Annotated in this window: 19 protein-coding genes; 7 read left to right on the top strand and 12 right to left on the bottom strand. The window is 34.2% G+C overall.

The genetic code is table 11. The features are described from left to right. Window positions 1-228: 228 nt before the first annotated feature. From AC6CH4_RS00980 to AC6CH4_RS00965, 4 genes are all read right to left on the bottom strand, one after another. On the bottom strand, window positions 229-1452 hold the full coding sequence (locus AC6CH4_RS00980; protein WP_498099368.1) for a TMEM143 family protein: 1224 nt from the start codon (window positions 1450-1452) through the stop codon (window positions 229-231). Between the two features lie 147 nt (window positions 1453-1599). Then, on the bottom strand, window positions 1600-1974 hold the full coding sequence (locus AC6CH4_RS00975) for a nuclear transport factor 2 family protein (RefSeq protein WP_498099366.1): 375 nt from the start codon (window positions 1972-1974) through the stop codon (window positions 1600-1602). A 207-nt stretch (window positions 1975-2181) separates the two neighbouring features. Continuing rightward, on the bottom strand, window positions 2182-3495 hold the full coding sequence (locus tag AC6CH4_RS00970) for a phage tail-like protein (protein ID WP_498099364.1): 1314 nt from the start codon (window positions 3493-3495) through the stop codon (window positions 2182-2184). 34 nt (window positions 3496-3529) lie between these two features. Further along, window positions 3530-3742 (bottom strand): hypothetical protein, encoded by a 213-nt coding sequence (locus tag AC6CH4_RS00965; RefSeq protein ID WP_498099362.1) that lies wholly within the window; start codon window positions 3740-3742, stop codon window positions 3530-3532. A 79-nt stretch (window positions 3743-3821) separates the two neighbouring features. Between AC6CH4_RS00965 and AC6CH4_RS00960 the strand changes: the two genes are divergently transcribed. Beyond that, entirely contained in the window at window positions 3822-4199 is a 378-nt protein-coding gene (locus tag AC6CH4_RS00960) for a peptidase S24 (RefSeq protein WP_498099360.1), read from the top strand. 332 nt (window positions 4200-4531) lie between these two features. Here the strand turns inward: AC6CH4_RS00960 and AC6CH4_RS00955 are convergent, their stop codons facing one another. Beyond that, on the bottom strand, window positions 4532-4768 hold the full coding sequence (locus tag AC6CH4_RS00955; RefSeq protein WP_498099358.1) for a hypothetical protein: 237 nt from the start codon (window positions 4766-4768) through the stop codon (window positions 4532-4534). A gap of 56 nt (window positions 4769-4824) precedes the next feature. Between AC6CH4_RS00955 and AC6CH4_RS00950 the strand changes: the two genes are divergently transcribed. Both AC6CH4_RS00950 and AC6CH4_RS00945 read left to right on the top strand, forming a co-directional pair. Next, on the top strand, window positions 4825-5433 hold the full coding sequence (locus AC6CH4_RS00950; protein WP_498099356.1) for a YkgJ family cysteine cluster protein: 609 nt from the start codon (window positions 4825-4827) through the stop codon (window positions 5431-5433). A gap of 148 nt (window positions 5434-5581) precedes the next feature. Further along, window positions 5582-5998: a DoxX family protein gene (locus tag AC6CH4_RS00945; RefSeq protein ID WP_498099354.1), complete on the top strand. Its 417-nt coding sequence runs from the start codon at window positions 5582-5584 to the stop codon at window positions 5996-5998. A gap of 460 nt (window positions 5999-6458) precedes the next feature. Here AC6CH4_RS00945 and AC6CH4_RS00940 read toward each other — a convergent pair whose 3' ends face one another. The 4 genes from AC6CH4_RS00940 to AC6CH4_RS00925 form a co-directional block, all read right to left on the bottom strand. Continuing rightward, complete coding sequence (locus AC6CH4_RS00940; RefSeq protein ID WP_498099352.1) at window positions 6459-6701, bottom strand: hypothetical protein; 243 nt, start codon at window positions 6699-6701, stop codon at window positions 6459-6461. Window positions 6702-6940: 239 nt separating this feature from the next. Beyond that, window positions 6941-7819 (bottom strand): putative phage abortive infection protein, encoded by an 879-nt coding sequence (locus AC6CH4_RS00935; protein WP_498099350.1) that lies wholly within the window; start codon window positions 7817-7819, stop codon window positions 6941-6943. A 194-nt stretch (window positions 7820-8013) separates the two neighbouring features. Beyond that, complete coding sequence (locus AC6CH4_RS00930) at window positions 8014-8634, bottom strand: HEPN domain-containing protein (protein ID WP_498099348.1); 621 nt, start codon at window positions 8632-8634, stop codon at window positions 8014-8016. A gap of 450 nt (window positions 8635-9084) precedes the next feature. Then, complete coding sequence (locus AC6CH4_RS00925) at window positions 9085-9570, bottom strand: hypothetical protein (protein WP_498099346.1); 486 nt, start codon at window positions 9568-9570, stop codon at window positions 9085-9087. Between the two features lie 233 nt (window positions 9571-9803). On the opposite strand from AC6CH4_RS00925, the gene AC6CH4_RS00920 reads away from it, so the two are divergent. From AC6CH4_RS00920 to AC6CH4_RS00905, 4 genes are all read left to right on the top strand, one after another. Then, window positions 9804-10511 (top strand): hypothetical protein, encoded by a 708-nt coding sequence (locus tag AC6CH4_RS00920; protein ID WP_498099344.1) that lies wholly within the window; start codon window positions 9804-9806, stop codon window positions 10509-10511. 316 nt (window positions 10512-10827) lie between these two features. Next, window positions 10828-12357: a SulP family inorganic anion transporter gene (locus tag AC6CH4_RS00915; protein ID WP_498099342.1), complete on the top strand. Its 1530-nt coding sequence runs from the start codon at window positions 10828-10830 to the stop codon at window positions 12355-12357. A gap of 806 nt (window positions 12358-13163) precedes the next feature. Continuing rightward, window positions 13164-14072: a helix-turn-helix domain-containing protein gene (locus AC6CH4_RS00910; protein WP_498099340.1), complete on the top strand. Its 909-nt coding sequence runs from the start codon at window positions 13164-13166 to the stop codon at window positions 14070-14072. An 89-nt stretch (window positions 14073-14161) separates the two neighbouring features. Then, window positions 14162-15001 carry an SDR family NAD(P)-dependent oxidoreductase gene (locus AC6CH4_RS00905; protein WP_498099338.1) on the top strand — a complete coding sequence of 280 codons (840 nt, stop codon included), beginning with the start codon at window positions 14162-14164 and terminating at the stop codon, window positions 14999-15001. A gap of 89 nt (window positions 15002-15090) precedes the next feature. Here the strand turns inward: AC6CH4_RS00905 and AC6CH4_RS00900 are convergent, their stop codons facing one another. The 3 genes from AC6CH4_RS00900 to AC6CH4_RS00890 form a co-directional block, all read right to left on the bottom strand. Continuing rightward, the gene (locus AC6CH4_RS00900; RefSeq protein ID WP_498099336.1) at window positions 15091-16290 is read right to left on the bottom strand and encodes an alkaline phosphatase family protein; all 1200 of its coding nucleotides are present in this window, start codon (window positions 16288-16290) and stop codon (window positions 15091-15093) included. Window positions 16291-16687: 397 nt separating this feature from the next. Then, window positions 16688-18316, bottom strand: a complete 1629-nt coding sequence (gene groL, locus AC6CH4_RS00895) for a chaperonin GroEL (RefSeq protein ID WP_498099334.1) — start codon at window positions 18314-18316, stop codon at window positions 16688-16690. A gap of 116 nt (window positions 18317-18432) precedes the next feature. Further along, window positions 18433-18789, bottom strand: coding sequence for a four helix bundle protein (locus AC6CH4_RS00890; protein ID WP_498099332.1), 357 nt, complete (start codon window positions 18787-18789; stop codon window positions 18433-18435). Between the last annotated feature and the right edge of the window lie 51 nt (window positions 18790-18840).

Genomic DNA, 18840 nt, shown 5'->3' with positions numbered 1-18840 from the left:
TTTTTTTATAATAAAGAGCTGTTTACTTCGTCAGTCGCTATCGCTCGTGTCCTGCTGCCCGCTGTATCTTTTGCGCCTCCCGAAGCCTCGGGAGCGGCACAAAAGGATGCCGATCCCATCAGGGCTAGGGGAATCGTTTTCATAAGATGTTTTGGTAAAGTTTGTCATTTCTAAAACTCACAACTCACAACTCACAACTCACAACTCACAACTCATAACTCAAAATTATCAATTATACTCAAAAACTCCATCCCATAAAGCATCAATAATAACAAGCGCTTTATCTAACGAAACCACTTCCCATTTTCCATTAGTTTCTATACCAAGACCAGTACTTTTTAGTTTATCCAAAGCGTCTTTTACATCAAAATCAAGAGATGTTTTCAATGTTGTTTCAAACCACGATTCAATTTGCGTATCGAGTTCTTCCGCAGTTAAAGGAGTTTCGCTTTTGTATAAAAAAGTATAAGCCAGAATCGTTTCCTTAAGTACTTCTTCTTCAGACGAATTTAAGAGCGAATAAAAAGCGCCGCTGTTATTTCCGAGATTCTTGAAATACAAACTATCCGAAAGAATTTTCGAATATCTGATTTTCTTGTTTACAAAATTATTGTATTGACGAAAGCAATAAAGAGATAAGATTCCCAAGGCTATTAATCCCTGATTTAAGGAAGTTTTACTGTTCAGTAAATCAATCGCTTCGCCGGTTTCATAAGCCTTATACATATTGACCAATGCCGGAATTACTTTCGCGCTTAATAATGAAATTCCACCAAAAATTCCCGGAACCCAAAGTAACAATTTGTCAGTAGTAGACATTCTCGGAATCGCGTTTGGAAAAATCGTTTCCAAATCGTTTTTAGGAACACGCTTGAAGATTTTCAAAACAACTGAACCCGGTTCAACTGGCATTTTACCCAATTTAACTTTCTTTTCTTTCAGGAAATTCGTGTCGTTATAATGCAGGTAAATCAGTACGCGATCGTAATATTCGATTTCGACTTCTTTCTTCCAGAAGAAATATTTCTTTACCTTTTCTTTGGCAGTATGTTGCCCGCGCACATACATTTCATAATCCTTAAAAGCATTAAAATCTATTGAAAGATTCAGGCCAATCAAATCAGATTCCTTAAAAGCAACATCTAAAGTTTCCTGATCAATTCGCGTGTAATTTCCGAGTGCTAAAACGGTTAATAGTGTTTCTTTAAAAACGGAGAAATCACTTTTGCCTATAAAACTTTTACGCTCTTTGTTGCTCAAATCCGGATCAAACAAAGCATAGTTTTGTTTTAGATTTCGGTTGAGGTTAAAAGCTTCGTAATGAAAATAATGTTCGATAATATCAAACAATTTTTTAAAATCATCAACCTTTTTGGGATCTTGAGAGAAAGTGGCAAGTTGCTGTTCGAGTAAGAATTCCTTATTAAAGGGAATATAATGTTCTCGTGTCATGTTTTGTAGGTTCTTGGGGTACTAGGTTTCAAAGATACATCTTTTAAAGGTTCATAGGGGCATAGTGACAAAGGTGCAAAGAAAAAGATACACGACAAATGTATCTTAATCTTATTGAGTAAATAACTAATTAAATTTGATTACAATCTATTGTTGAGATAATTCAGTCTCCGTATGCATTGCACAAACCCAATTGTTATTTTCTTTAACCCAGGTAGAAGTGCAGGCACATTTCAGAGATTTTTGTTTATCGTCTGCCATTTCTAATTCTATCTGGTAGGCTGTTACCGCAGTATTTTCAGCAAGTAACTGTGTCTCTACATCAGAAATACTCAATACTTTTATTTTATTTCCATCTGTTGATTCAAACATCTTTTTAAACGTGGCTTCATCTACACTTTGTAAGCCCGTTTTGCCGGCTACTATACAAGGAAAATGAGTAAGATTTTTTACCGTTTCATAATCGTGATTTTCCATTCCCTGCCAATATTTTTTTTCCAGGTCCATAATTTGTGTATCCATAATCGTCTTTATTTTAGTTAAACAGTAATACAAAGTTTATAATTATATTAAAATACAAGTACATTTTTAACATACATTTAATTGATATACAGATTAATAATGTCATTTTTGATTAAATAAAAAACAAAAAGAGAGAACCGCAGCAGTTCTCTCCTTTCACAAAAAAATATCAATTATATAGATAGAATGATATTGTCTAAAATTTAGTTAGTCATTAAAAATAACAACCGTAATTCTTGCTACCATAGCTTGACTGTCACTTGCAATAGCTCCGACATAAGGCACATTAACAGGATTAACATTTGTTGTTGTTGTATTAAACCAGGATTTTAAATTAAGACCAATAGTGTGTGCTCCCGCTGGAAGACTGACGATTTTTTGTGCAGTTGAATAATTACCAAGCCTGTTTAATCCACTAGGAGCATCAGCAGCAGAATAATATGATGATATTGTTTTATTATTATCGATAATCAGATCTATACTACCTTGTACAGGTTGACTTACATTGAGAGGTAGTGGTAATAAAGAATATGTTATAAGAACTTTTCCTGATTTATTTAATGTAAATGAATTTCCATTCATAGGTACTTTAGTAGTAGTACCTGCTGGAACATTTATCGTGTTTGTTCCTAAAAACTCATATACACCTGCAATAGCTCCTGCAACAGTTTGAGGAGTAGTCCAAATTATATTACCATTTGCGTCTGCAGCAGTTGCAATTGCGCCAGCTGCCGGAGTTGATCCATCAGTACCTTTAGTAATTTGTCCCGAAGTAAGTGTAGTTTTATTTGTGGTTTCATCTATTGTTAAAGCATTAGAACTTTTCATATTATTCCAAATTCCAAATAATCCGTTGTTTTTATAAATACCGAAATAGTTTGTATTTGTGGTAACACGATCTAATATTTGAGCCTCATTTTTAAAATACCCATTGTAAATATTTAAAATATTTTTAGAAGACATATTCAAATCCTGCGTCGCAATATGGTTTCCTAAATTATCAGCACCTCCTCCTAAACTGGCTCTGGTTACATATTTTAAAACCCCATTAGCATCAGCCACCAAAACGTTGTCTGAAGCGGCACCGGTTTGTAATCCTTGTATGGCCAGCGTAGAAGCAGCTGTTGTGGTTAAAACCGAAGGCTTTGTTAAGGCACCACCTAATTGTACATTGCCATTGGCGGCGGTTAATCCGTTGTTGAAAGTAAGTTCGTCGCTTTTTGCAATTCTCGACCATTTTTGTCCATCCCAATAGTAGTATCCTGGTGTCACATCATTGCTGGTTGCGGTGTTGTAAACCATTAAACTTGTTGCAGGAGCTGTAACCGGACTTTGTTGGGTCGTTCTTACTAAGGCTACCCTTGGCATTAAAAAACCAGTTTTGTCTGAGTAAATATCTAATCGTGCTGATTTGTCGGGGGTAAAAGTTCCAATTCCGGTTTGTGCGTGCGATAAAACACTTAATCCTATTGCGGCAAACGTAAGCGCCATTTTCTTTTTAAATTCCATTTTCATTTTCATTATTAATTATTTCATTTTCTATCGTGGTATTGTTTTATAATTTATTAACCCGATTTTCTATTGCCTTTATAGACTCCTTATTTAGTTTATTGTATTCTGCTTTCAGCATGTCGCTGGTGAGGCCAACCCGATCGCCACGAATCGATTTTCGAATGTAATCATACGAATATCCATGTCTCTCTTTTATAATCTTTAAGACATCTTGGTTATAACTTGGTTTAGATTTTATATTTTTGTCCATTGCCATGTTTGTATTAAAAATAAGACAAATGTAGCGTAAAATCTTACAAATACAAATATTTAATGTAAAAAATTACACTAATTTTATGGGGGCAACTGAAAGAGTTAAGGAATTTATTGATTTTAAAGGCATTACTAAGTATAGGTTTTGCCAAATGTTAGGTTTTTCTAATAAGTTTTTGGACAATACTAGTAATATTGGTACTGATAAGGCGGGTAAAATTATACATCATTTCCCTGATTTAAATCCGGAATGGCTTTTAACGGGTAACGGAAATATGTTAAAATCGGATGTTTTAAATGAAGAAAGAGCTTCGTATACTAAAATTGATCAGGAAGATTTAGAAGATGCCCTTAATTACAAAGAGCTGGCGGAAGCCAGAAAAGAAACAATTGAAAGTCTTAAAAAATTAATTGTATATCTCGAAGCTCAAATAGCAGAAAGCAAACAAAATAAAGAGTGAAATTTCTAAGCGATATACGTCAGTAATTTATATTCCTTTTGAAGTATATAAAAAGCGCGAATGTCTCTGACGTTCGCGCTTTTTTTAAAGAAACTATTTGGAAGTTGGTATGGTGTAAAACTAAAAAGTGAGATCTTAATCGTTGTCGATTGTGATCTCACCTTTTGCCCCAAAAAATAGTATTAAACAATCAAGGTTTCCTACCTACAGAAAAACCATGATAAAATATGTTCCACCATACTGATAGCAAGTTTAAGAATTAATTTGGAGGGAGCACCACGTATTTATACGTGTTTTTAATATCATGCAGTAAATTTAATATTGGGATATTTTTATTTAACTCCAGCTTGTCTTCCTGATGAAGGAAGGATTAATTGTTCCTCAGGATGACAATATTGCGAGGTAGTTGTAGTGTATATTCGCGCGATCGGAGCAAAGCGACAAAACCTGAAACCTGAAACCTGAAACCTGAAACCTGAAACCTGAAACCTGAAACCTGAAACCTGAAACCTGAAACCTGAAACCTGAAACCTGAAACCTGAAACCTGAAACCTGAACTTCTTTCCCAATAAAACCACAATTGTAGCTGGAGGTATTTCTATTAGCCTACCTTACAAAAAAACAAATGTCAATAGAAGAGAAGGTTAGGCAGGTTGAAGCATTGTTTGATCGTCTTGAAATTGAAATTAGGGCTTTTCAGTCTGAAACACATTTGCATTGCAACGTCGGTTGTGGCAAATGCTGTTCGACTCCTAATATCGACGCTTCGCCTTTAGAATTTTTACCCTGGGCCTTTCATTTATTTTTGAATGGCAAAGCCGAAGAAACCCTGAAAGAGCTAAGCGCTATTTCGACTAAAAATTGCTTTTTATACCGCTCGCTTTCGCTTTTGGAATACCACAAAGGAAGCTGCAGTAATTACCGTTATCGCGGTTTAATTTGCCGTCTTTTTGGTTATGGCGCGACTACAGATAAATTTGGAAAACTACGATTGGCCACCTGTACTATTATAAAAGAAGAACAACAGGAAAACTTTACTAAAGCCGAAGTAGCGATCAACAAAGGAACATCAATTCCCATTTTTGCCCATTATTATATGCAGTTGGCTCAAATTGATCTTAGAATGGGAGTTAACCTGCTTCCCATAAACGAAGCTTTGAAAATTGCTATTGAAGAGGTCTTGCATTATTATGCTTACAGGCCATTTCCGGGTGGGCTGGAGAATATTGCTTAGATTAAAATGTTGAATTTAAAGATTTACCAGATGGATATTACACAATGTTCTGTCCCAAATCGTGCAAAGGGTTTGTTTTTTTATTATTGTAAATTTGAGAGTAATTGCGATACTAAAAGCAATGGCATCATAAACAAATCACTTCGATATGGAAAATACGGCAACTACTAAAACTCAAAATTTCTTCAGAATACTTTTGGGAATCTTTATGATAACAGCAGCTATGGGGCATTTTACTTTTCAGCGAACCGATTTTCAGGCACAGGTGCCGAATTGGGTTCCGATGGATAAAGATCTCGTTGTTATACTTTCGGGAATTGTCGAACTGGCAATAGGTCTGGCTCTGATTTTTCTAACGCGTTATAAAATACAAATGGGAATTTTTCTGGCCGTATTTTATGTATTGGTTTTTCCGGGTAATATCGCCCAATACTTAAATGGAATAGACGCTCTGGGCATGAACACTGATCAGGCCCGATTGATTCGATTGTTTTTTCAGCCTGTTTTGATTTTGTGGGCTTTGTGGTCTACGGGGGCGGTTGGGGTTTTGTTTAGGAGGAGGTAGTTTTTTGGTATGGGAATTATTATCTTGACATTAGAATAAAATCTAATAAAGTTTCGACAATTATTTTTATCCAATTTCTTTCTTTAGTTGCTTTTTCGGTCTTTTTCATGTCTGCTTGATTTGGAATATTCGAAAGTACAAATTATTCTATTTCAGAATACCATATTTAATATTACTGCTCTCAAATATTGATTTAAGCATATCATACTTTGTGTTACAATATTCGCCGATGCTAAATCTTTTGTCACTAGATCTGAAATGCTTACAACTAAAACAAAGTTCTAAATAGGCAATTATTCTATTGTTAGCGTCCAGAAATAAAACAGCATTTCTGGGCATATAACATTTTACATCCTCCACAGGATATGGCATTTTTTTATAAGTGAAATTGAAGATAATATCAGTGAGTTTGTTTATTTGTTCTGAAGTTAAAGTAGCTGTTTCATTATACAATTCAGGATTAAAAACGTCTTTTCCTAATTTGATCGAAGTAATATGTTTTATCAGGAGCTTGTCCGGAAACTTCTTCCAGGTTGTCTTTAAAAGAAATAAGCTTAATTTGTGAACTTTTGGAGAAAGGAAATTGATTTAATCTTTGTTGTTCTGAAAGGTTCTTTGTTCTAACACATTTGGCGTTGTTTTCATATGATTGTGAAAAAGCATATTGAGCCAGTAAAAGTAGTAGAAACAGAAATTTTCTCATTTATAAATCGATGGGTTTGTGAAACGAAAATACGATTTTAAACTTAACGCTCCGCAAAGTCTCCTGACTTTGCGTTTTCATTTATTATTTCATTTGAAAACAGGAACTAAATAAAAGTCTCTGACTTTTTACTAAATCGTTGTTATGAATTCTGATAATGCATGTAAATTAAATCACTTTGCGGGCGCGAAGTCAGAGACATTCGCGCAGCGTTTGCGGTGAACTTGCGGAGCTGGGCGCTAGGTTGCATTAATTTTTAACCAATCTTTTAACCAATCTTTCCTTTCTTTTGAAGAAGAAAAAGCTATTTTATGAAAGCCATTAATTTGTTCTTGATTAAAAAGTAAGGACTTATCCATGTTTTTTAGAAATGAAAAATATTCAACTAATGGCTTAAAATGAGTATTTCCATTCGGATGAAGAGCATTGTAAAATACAAAGACTAATTCATATGCTGATAACATAGCTCGAAGTATTGATGCATACTTGTGTTTATCATCCTCCTTAATGTCAGAGTTTTTTATAAATTTTAGCATATGATATAAAAATCGGAAATAATGATGGAAGTCATGTCGATAATGAGTTTGAAGAATGTCATAAGTTTCATTTATCTTACTTATTTCATTTGATTTTTTTAATCCACGTTCGAAATCTTCGTACATAGACCTAAAACTATCAGTTCCAGTTGCTATAATTCTAGTTTCATCATTCTTTTCTCGGATATCAATGGTATCAAGGTTTCTTCTATGAAGATCAATAAGTCTAAAGAATGTATCTTCAAACCGCTGTTGTTTAATGTATTTTTCCTGTTCTTTATTTGCACGATATTGTACCCAAAATGCGAGGAATGTTAAATATGCTGCAATCATTGCAATTATTGGCCCAAGTGTCCCTCCAAAAGTATCTCCAATAGGACCAGTTACATTTTGATCAATATTTGTCATTACTGAATTTGTTAATTGTACTTTTTCATTTTTAGGTATAATTTTTACTTGAAATATTTCGGTGTATGATTGAGCAAACCATTTTGGAAAATAACAAACAAAAGATTTGAATGTAAGCATTAGAATCAAGCCAATTATTATTGGAATTCCCCATTGATTAATTATTTTTCTCATAGTTTTAGAGTAAATTTATTTTATTGTTTTAAATATTTCTAATTTTTGAATTATTTATCTCCTCCAAATATTTTGCCTGCCAAATCATTGGGCATTGTTGGTAAAGAATCTTCTTTTGATAATCCGAGTTGTTGGGTTTTTAGTTTGTTTAATTCAATAAATGTGGGCCTTATTTTTAAATTAATACATTCGTTTTAAAGCTGAATATTTACTTTATTAACAAACAGATCTAAAGTTTTTTGCCATTTTAGAACTTTATTGTAATTAATTGATTTTATTGTGTGATTACCTCTTCTTATTTCAAATTCTCGATCGGCATTGTGAACAATGTTATGTCTGCGTTTAATAAAATCATTTAAGGTCGGTAATAATTCTGTGATTTCAGGAGTCAGGTCAATAGAGATTTTTTTTAAGTGTGCTGATATGTCATTGGTATCATTGAAACTAATGTAGTTAAGGTATTCTTTAACTGAAATTTCTATAACTTTTTCAACTTTTAATTCTTTAAGAGCAACTAAGTCACCTAAATCAAATTTTGTTTTCCTTCCATTTTCAGAAGTTCCAATTAGAGGAATATTGTTTAAGGTTATTGCATCTGACGTAGGAAGTTTTATTGTTAAAATGTTACGTAAATAATCTTCTAATGTGGAATGAGTAAAAACAACTGAAGTTCTTAAAATATCAAGATTATGCGTTGGTCTTCTTCCTCGACCTTTATTGTCATCTAATTGTTTGTAAATCTTTAAAAGATTTGTTATTCTCCCATAATTTTTATCAAAAATCAACATTATATTATCTCTGTCATCTATATTCATAATTATTTATTTGATGTCGTTGTAAAATATTATAAACTTGATTAAAACAAATATCCACATTTACCAATTTACATCATTACGGAAATCCATAATCCCACAAATATTTATTTTCAAACAAGTATACCAATAAATAAATTTCAACCACCAAGTACTAATACGGGTTTTTATAAAAGTGTTTAGGGCATATCATGAAGGGTTTAGTGTTTCGCGCTAAAATTTTAAGTATCGAGGGGTAAAGTTTTAGGTCATGAACCTAAATAATTAGATATCGAGCCTAAAATTTTAGCCTATGGAATCTAAAGTTTTAAGTATATAACCTAAAAATTTTAGGATAGTACCCAAACACTAAATGGTAAGACCTAAACAGAAGAAAGTTGTCGCAATAGCCATAAAAAAAACCTCATGAAATTTTACTCTCATGAGGTTTTGATTTTAATAAAGCGTTTAAATTTATACAGCAGGATCTTCCGTATTCTTACCCGAAGAAGATCGTGGGAAAAACTGCGACAGCTCTTTTACTTTTACTTCAAAGCCTGGTGTTTTAGTCCCAGATTTATATTTGCTGTAATCGTAATCGGTTAAAGCTACATGGTAACAATCGTAATCGTGCAGGATTTTGTTACTTTTAAGGTTGTTAACCATAGCTTCTAAACGCATAATAGTGTTTTGCAAAAACTCTCTCGAATCACAATCATTTTGAAACTCAATCCAGTCAACATCCGGGCTACTCATTGCCGGTTGGCTGTTTCTAAAATCCCTGATTTTATTAATAAAGAGTTTGTTTTGTTCGTTTACGCTACCGTACTTGGTTCGCTCCTCAGGCGAAAGATTTTTAAATTTTGGTGAGAGCGCATTCTCGATACTGGTCAAGGCAGTAGTAACGGTTGTTTTTTCTGCTGCTAAGTAATGCAGTCCGTTTAAGTTTTCTAAAGGCATAATTTTTTGTTTTAATTATTATACTTGTAAACTTAAAAGGCGGGTTGAGTAAGTATGTGCCTTGATCGGGTTTTGTTTTGTTAGTTGAGGTTTTTTTAATTAAAAAATTAAAACAGGTATAAATACGTTATAATTTATGAGTCATAATTAATAGTTTTGGCAAGAAAATTATTCTTAAAAAAAAAATAATTTTTTATATAAAATAAATACTAACCAGTTTAAAACTAAAAATTATGAATTTAATTAAATTAATATTGATTGTATTTTTTTCTGTTACAATTTGTTATGGACAAGAAAAAGAAATGCGAGCCGATGGCGAAGTAGTTGAGCAAGCAGATAAAGAAGAAGTTAAGAAGGCAGAAGCAAATGGAGAAGAAGTCATTTATGAAAGACCATTTAATGTTTTTATTTCTGCAGGTATTAATGTAAGAATTGGTGAGAATTATAATGTAGCAATTTCTCCAGTTGATAATACAGTTCAATTTGAAAAAATTTCCCCTTTAAATTCTGGAATTTCTACCGGTCTTGTTTGGAATCCATTTATTTTTCCATATAAAGTTTATGATTATAAGGATAAAAAGAAAGATTGGCATTATGAATATAAAAGAACTTCATTCGCAATAGCATTATTAGTAAACGTGTTTAAGTTATCTTTTAGTGATGAACAGGCGAATACAACTTCTCCAATTGATGTCGGTTTTGGAGTTGGTTATAGAAATGATAATTTTTTAGTACTTCTGACGGCTGAATTCACTCCAATTAGACAACCACGTGAATATTTTATTGATGCATATAAAGACAAAGATCTTCCTTTAATTTTAGCAAATTCTGCTGAACCAGCTAGAACAATAAGTTCAGATGATAATTCATTATTTGTTACTAAATTATATCCTTCGATAGGGTTAAAAATCGCATATTCCTTTGGAAAGAAAAAGGAATAGTAATTTATTTTTACTTTAAATATCTATTAGTAAGGGGATATTCGTCGTTGAAGTTTATAACAATTTTTATAATTTTATTGAAGACATAAAGCTCAATTACTAAATTGGGCTTTTTTTGTATTGTTTAAAAAAATTTCTGAAATCTACTCAAATAGATAGTTTCTTTTTTGTTATTATCATTTATTGATTTTAAGCAGTTTTCGAAATAGTTTTGTTTTTAAGTATAATTTAATGTTCATTCGATAAATTATCTAATTGCCATATTTTCTCGATTCCCTAATTTTCCAATCACCAAATTCCCTAAATTTGCGGTCTTATGAAAAAAGCTTTCCAACTCTTCGACTTTACCCAAAAAGTCAATTATAAAAACGAAATTTTAGCCGGTTTAACAGTTGCCATGACCATGATTCCAGAATCGTTGTCGTTTGCTATTTTGGCGGGGTTTCCGCCTTTGGTGGGTTTGTATGCTGCTTTTATTGCGGGTTTGGTAACGGCTATTTTTGGAGGAAGACCCGGAATGATTTCGGGTGGGGCAGGAGCAACCGTGATTGTTTTGATCGCCTTGATGAAATCGCACGGAATCGAATATGTTTTTGCTGCCGTCGCATTGGGTGGTGTAGTGCAAATTTGTATCGGGCTTTTTAAACTCGGGAAATTTATTCGGTTAGTGCCGCAGCCTGTGATGTTTGGTTTTGTAAACGGTTTGGCGGTGGTGATTTTCATGTCGCAGTTGGAACAGTTTAAAACTGTAATAAACGGAGAAGTTTCATGGCTGCAGGGAACACCTTTGTATATTATGCTGGGTTTGGTTGCATTGACCGTTGGCATCGTTTTGCTTTTTCCTAAAATAACCAAAACAGTTCCTGCTTCTTTGGTGGCGATTATGGTGGTTTTTGCGATTGTACTTATCTTTAATATCGATACCAAAACAGTTCAGGATATTGCTTCAGTTCAGGGCGGTTTTCCACCTTTTCATATTCCGGAGATTCCTTTGTCTTTTGAGACCTTCAAAGTGATTTTTCCATATTCTGTAATTGTTGCTGCAGTTGGTTTGACTGAGGGTTTGCTTACGCTGAATTTAGTCGATGAGATCACCGGAACCCGCGGAAACAGCAATCGTGAATGCATTGCGCAGGGAAGTTCGAATATCTTAAACGGTTTCTTCTTCGGAATGGGAGGCTGCCCAATGATCGCACAGACTTTAGTGAATCTTGGCGCTGGTTCAAGAGCCAGGCTTTCGGGAATTATTGCTGCGTTGACTATTTTAGTAATTATACTTTTTGGAGCGCCTGTAATTGGAAAATTACCCATGGCAGCTTTAGTCGGCGTGATGATGATGGTGGCGATTACGACCTTCGAATGGGCGAGTTTCAGAATCATCAACAAAATGCCGAAACACGATATTTTCGTCGGAATTTTAGTAGCGATTGTGACTATTTTGCTTCACAATTTGGCTTTGGCGGTATTAATTGGTGTAATAATTTCAGCCTTGGTTTTTGCCTGGGAAAGCGCTAAAAGAATCCGTGCCAGAAATTTTATTGACGAAAACGGAATTAAACACTATGAAATTTACGGGCCGCTATTTTTTGGTTCGATTGCAGCCTTTATGGAGAAATTCGACATTCAAAACGATCCCAATCATGTGATTATAGATTTCAAAGAAAGCCGCGTCGCTGATATGTCAGCCATAGAAGCCTTAAATAATCTAACGAAGAAATACAGTCAGGAAAATAAAAAGATAGAATTGCAGCATTTAAGCGCAGACTGCAGGCAATTGCTTAAAAATGCCGATGCCGTTATAAATGTTAATGTAATTGAAGATCCGACGTATAAAGTGGTTTCCTGAGTTGCCACGAATGCCACGAATCTCCACGAATGGTTTGCGAGAAAATGTTGCCACAGATTAAAGGATTAAATGGATTATAATCTGTGAGAATCATTTTAATCTGTGGCAAAAATTAGTGTGTATTTGTGCAATTGCTTCGCCTATTCGCTATCGCTCGGGTCGTGGCTAAAAAAAAGTTGACCACAAATTACATAAATTTCCACAAATGCTTTGCGTGAAAAAAGGTTGTCACAAATTACACGAATATCCGCGAATGCTTTGCGCAATCTTTGGAAAAAATTAGTGTGAATTTGTGTAATTTGTGGTTAAAAAAGTTTGCCACTAATTGCACGAATTTTCAAGAATGGTTTGCGAGAAAATGTTGCCACAGATTAAAGGATTATATAGATTATAATCTGTGAGAATCATTTTAATCTGTGGCAAAAATTAGTGTGTATTTGTGCAATTGCTTCGCCTATTCGCTATCGCTCGGGTCGTGGCTAAAAAAAAAGTTGACCACAAATTACACAAATTACCACAAATGCTTTGCGTGAAAAAAGTTTGCCACTAATTGCACGAATTTTCAAGAATGGTTTGCGAGAAAATGTTGCCACAGATTAAAGGATTAAATAGATTATAATCTGTGAAAATCATTTTAATCTGTGGCAAAAAAAAATGTAGAAATTTGTGAAATTCGTGGCGAACCTTTATTTTCTATAGATCGGTTTGTATATGATGCACTGCCTTGTGTCTTTGCAATGAATTATCTAATTTTCTAATTGCCAGATTATCTCATTGTTTTTATTTGATTTTCGTAACTTTGTAAAATGAAGCTAACAGAAACCTTAGAAGATTTTTATACCATTAAAATAAACGGAATGCCCGAGAATCTTAAAAAGGGAATCGGTCATTTTAATGTTTTTAAATTGGATGATTATATCGGGAGTACTTGTAATCCATTGCCTTATACGCGAAAAGACTTTTATAAAATAAGTTTGATTATCGGCAAAAACAAAGTGCATTATGCTGATAAAGTGGTTTCGATTGAAGATCAGGCTTTGTTTTTTGCGAACCCACAAATTCCGTACAGCTGGGAACATATTGATGAGAACCAAACGGGTTTTTTCTGCATTTTTACCGAAGCTTTTTTTAGTCAGTTTGGGAATTTAAAAGAATATCCTTTATTTCAGCCCGGCGGAAATCCGATTGTTCCGGTCTCAATGGAATTGGCGGAATCCTTAAAAGTGGTTTTTTTAAAAATGTTGGAAGAAATCAATTCTGATTACGCTTTTAAATATGATGTACTACGAAATCTGGTTTTCGAAATTGTTCATTTAGCTTTAAAGACACAAACGGTAACTACTTCATTATACAGTAAGTCGAATGCGACGATCCGGGTTTCTTCTTTGTTTTTAGAATTATTAGAACGACAATTTCCTATTGAATCAATATCGCAACAAATTAATTTCCGTTCCCCTTCAGAATTCGCAAGTCAGTTAAATGTGCATGTAAATCATTTGAATAAAGCGTTGAAAGAAACCACCGGAAAGACAACTTCGCAAATCATTTCTGAAAGAATTGTTCAGGAAGCCATGATTTTACTCAAACAAACCAATTGGAATATTAATGAAATTGCCTGGTGTCTGGGCTTCGAAGAATTGTCTCATTTTATCAATTTCTTTAAGAAAAATGCTCAGGTTTCGCCAAAAACCTATCGCGTAACCGAAATTGTTTGATTTTCGTAACTTCTCGTTTGATTAATTTAAGTTTTTGCGGGCACTTCACTGATACCTTTGTACCATAATTAAATGTAAAAATTGAAATCATGGAAAATAACAAAGTTTGGTTTATCACAGGTGCGTCAAAAGGACTTGGATTAGAATTAGCAAAAAAATTATTGGCTGAAGGTTATAAAGTAGCCGCAACTTCAAGAAGCGAAGCATCGTTGGTTAAAGCATTAGGAAATCCATCAGAAAAATTTCTTCCTTTAGAAATGGATTTGACAAATGAGCAAAGTGTCAAAAATGCAATTGAAGTAGCAGTAAGTCATTTTAAAACAATCGACGTTTTAGTAAACAATGCCGGTTATGGTTTACTTGGAGCACTGGAAGAATTAACAGATGCAGAATCCAGAAAAAACTACGAGGTAAATGTTTTCGGATTATTAAATGTAATCAGAAATACAATGCCTTATATGCGTGCTAACCGATCAGGACATATTTTTAATATTTCTTCTGTTGGAGGTTATTATGGAGAATTTCCAGGTTGGGGAATTTATTGCTCAACAAAATTTGCTGTTGCCGGTTTAACAGAATCTTTGGCAGCTGAGGTAAAAGAATTTGGAGTGAATGTAACGTTGGTTTATCCCGGCTATTTTAGAACCGATTTCTTAAAAGATAGTTCTTTATTGTTGCCACAAAATCCAATTGCTGCATACAAAGAAGTTAGAGCGTCTGAAGATGCGCATAAAGGCAGTATTAATGAAAATCAGCCAGGAGATCCTGAAAAATTAGCTGTAGCATTAATCAATATGAGTCAGGAAGAAAATCCTGCTTTGCATTTGTTTTTAGGACAAGATGCTTACGATATGGCAAACCAAAAGATTGCAAGCGTTCAGAGTCAATTAGAGCAATGGAAAGCCGTTTCCGTTTCGACTGGGTTTTAATTGAATAATGTGGCAATGTGGCAATTAGAAAATTAGATAATTCTATAGATTGCGAATAGCATTATCTAATTTTCTAATTGGCACATTTTCTAATTAAGCATATTTTCAACTTCACTAAACTTACCGTCGACTTCTTCGATTTTTAATCCCAGGATATGTGCTATTAAAGGATAAATCGAAACGTTCTGAAAAGTTCCAACTTCTTTATTTACTTTAAAAGCCGGCCCTTTCGCATAAAAAATGGCATGCATGTCTTTTTCTTTATTGTCGTAACCGTGTGTTCCGCCTTTTATGTGTGTACTTTCTTTGCTTACCAAACTGTATCCTTTTTTGGCTTCAATAACAAAATCATGTACACGCGGATTTGTCCCGTAATGCAAACGCTTCGGTATTTCTGTTGATCTCCAGAATTTAATATGAGGTACTTTTTTTAAAGCTTTTGCGATAGAATCCTGAAAACCTCGTTTTGCCTGTAAACTCATAATTGGGTTAATTACTTCTTTATATCCTAGCCATTCCGGTTTTAGATAATCTAGAACAGCTACTTTTTTATCATTGCTGATGTCGGCCATTCCATGGTCTGAAACAATGATTAAATTGATTTGTTTTCCGATAGCCAATTGATCTAGTTTGGATGATAGTTGTCCCATAACCGAATCCATTTTGTGGACCATTTTTTCGTTTTCAGGCGAAAGCGGACCAAAGTTATGCCCCGTGTGATCCGGCTCATCAAAATATAACGTAATTAAATGAGGGCGCTGTTTCTCTGGAAGCTGCAGCCATTTTATAACGGTGTCAATTCTGTTTCCGTACGGAATCTTATTATCGTAATTTTTGTAAATACCAGGTCTTTTTTGATCCGTATCTGATCCCGGCCAGAAAAACGAAGCGGTTTTTACGCCCTGTTGTTCGGCGACATTCCAAATCGGATTTCCTCCATAAAAACGCGAATCATTTTTAGCCTTTGTAGATAATGAAAAAGATTCGTTTAATGCCGAATCATAAAATACATTATTGATAATTCCATGATGATCGGGATAAAGTCCGGTCACGATTGCATAATGATTCGGGAATGTTTTACTCGGATAAGAAGGTCGCATTGATTTGGCATGCACGCCTTCTTTTGCTATTTTGTTGAGGTTTTGAAGTTTAAAATGTTTGGCATAATCCCAACGAAATCCATCCATAGAAACCAAAACTACATAAGCGTCTTTGCCGGATTGTGAATAGGAAAAAGTGGTAAGAAGTAAAAAAGTAAAGGATAAGAGTTGAGTGATGAATTTTCTCATTGTGCAATTTTAATAGAACCGCAAAGATACCAATAACCAATTTTAAAAGAAAAAGAGAATGTTAAGTTTGCCACGAATTTCACGAATTGTCACGAATGCTTTGTGTGGAAAAAAATGTTAACCACAAATTCCACAAATTTCCACAAATACTTGCGCGCAAACTTTGGAAAAAGTAATTAGCGAAAATTTGTGTAATTTGTGGTTAAAAACGGTTTGCTTCAACTTATACTAATTGCACGACATGTATTCTTATCGCAATCTATGAAAAAAATTAGTGAAAATTAGTGCAATTCGTGGCTAAAAAAAATCTTTTTAATCTGTGTAATCTGTGGCAAAAAATAAAAAAAACGCCGGATAGAAACTCTATCCGGCGTTTTAATTTAAGAAGTTAGAACGATTACATCATTCCTGGCATACCGCCACCCATTGGCATTCCGCCAGCGCTTTCTTCTTTAATATCAATTAATGCACATTCTGTAGTTAAGATCATTCCGGCAACAGAAGCAGCATTTTCTAATGCTACACGAGTTACTTTTTTAGGATCGATAATTCCAGCTTTAAGCATGTCTACGTATTCGTCAGTTTTAGCGTTGTATCCAAAATCACCAGAACCTTCACCAACTTTTGCTACTACTACAGAACCTTCAAGACCTGCATTTTCAACAATAGTTCTTAATGGAGATTCAACTGCGCGAGCTACAATCTGGATTCCGGTTGCCTCGTCAGCGTTGTCAGCTGTGATTCCTGCTAAAGCAGCTTTTGCTCTTAATAAAGCAACACCACCACCAGCAACAATTCCTTCTTCAACAGCAGCACGAGTTGCGTGTAATGCATCATCAACTCTGTCTTTTTTCTCTTTCATTTCTACTTCAGAAGCAGCACCAACATAAAGAACAGCAACACCACCAGCTAATTTAGCCAAACGTTCCTGCAATTTTTCTTTATCATAATCAGATGTTGTAGTTTCCATCTGACCTTTAATTTGGTTTACTCTGTTTTTGATGATATCCGCTTCACCTGCACCACTTACAATTGTAGTGTTGTCTTTATCGATAGAAACTCTTTTTGCAGTTCCTAACATTTCGATAGTAGTGTTTTCTAATGTATATCCTCTTTCTTCAGAAATTACAGTTCCACCAGTTAAGATTGCGATATCTTCTAACATTGCTTTTCTTCTGTCTCCAAAACCAGGAGCTTTCACTGCAGCAATTTTAAGAGCACCTCTTAATTTGTTTACTACCAAAGTAGAAAGAGCTTCTCCGTCAACATCTTCAGCAATGATCAATAATGGTTTTCCTGATTGTGCAACTGGCTCTAAAACTGGAAGTAATTCTTTTAAAGAAGAAACTTTTTTGTCATATAATAAGATGTATGGAGAGTCTAATTCAACTTCCATTTTCTCTGGGTTTGTTACGAAGTAAGGAGAAAGATATCCTCTGTCAAACTGCATACCTTCAACAACATCCACGAAAGTGTCCGTTCCTTTAGCTTCTTCAACAGTAATAACACCTTCTTTACCAACTTTAGCAAAAGCAGTAGCAATTAGTTCACCAATTACTTCGTCATTATTTGCAGAGATAGAAGCAATTTGTTTGATTTTATCAGAATCACTTCCAACCACTTTAGCTTGTTTCGCTAAGTCAGCAACGATAGCTTCAACCGCTTTGTCGATACCACGTTTTAAGTCCATTGGATTTGCACCTGCAGCAACGTTTTTCAAACCTTCTTTAACGATTGCCTGAGCTAAAACTGTAGCAGTTGTAGTTCCGTCACCCGCTAAATCATTAGTTTTAGAAGCCACTTCTTTAACCATTTGTGCGCCCATGTTTTCTAATGGGTCTTTTAATTCGATTTCTTTTGCAACAGAAACACCATCTTTAGTAACGGTTGGTCCACCAAATGATTTTCCGATAATTACGTTACGACCTTTTGGTCCAAGAGTTACTTTTACAGCATTTGCTAATGCATCAACACCACGTTTTAATCCGTCACGTGCTTCAATATCAAATTTTATATCTTTTGCCATTTTTTAATTTGCTTTAAGCAGTAGGCTTTAAGCTCTAGGCTTTTCTACTGCTAATTAATAATTTTTTTTAGTGCTTTTAAAGCTTTTGTTAAAGCCTATAGCTTATTGCTTACAGCTTACTGCTGCATCAGTAATTGTTTTAATTTATAAATTTTGCTTTTTATGCCGTTGATTTTTTCTATTTGATTTTCTGCAAGTTCAATATTTAGATATTGCAAATCTTTAGCTAAAATCAAAAGATATTCTGTTTCATTGGCAGAACCTAAAGCTATGTTGAGAAATTGATTAAATTCTTTGTCGCTGTTTCTTCCGCATCCTTCGCTAATATTGGTTGGAATTGATGAAGCTGCCCTTCTAATCTGACTTGTTAATCCGTATAATTCTTCTTTCGGAAACGTAGAAGTCAATTTATAGATTTCTAAAGTAAAAGAATGACTAAGCTGCCAAATATCGTATTTCTTAAAATCTCTCATTTTTTGCCGGCTTTAGGCTCTAGGCAATACGCTTTAAGCTTTTTGTGGAAG

The sequence above is a fragment of the Flavobacterium sp. GQ95 genome (assembly GCF_059758655.1).
Note: the sequence above shows the minus strand (reverse complement) of the source record. Positions and strands in the feature narration are given on the sequence as shown.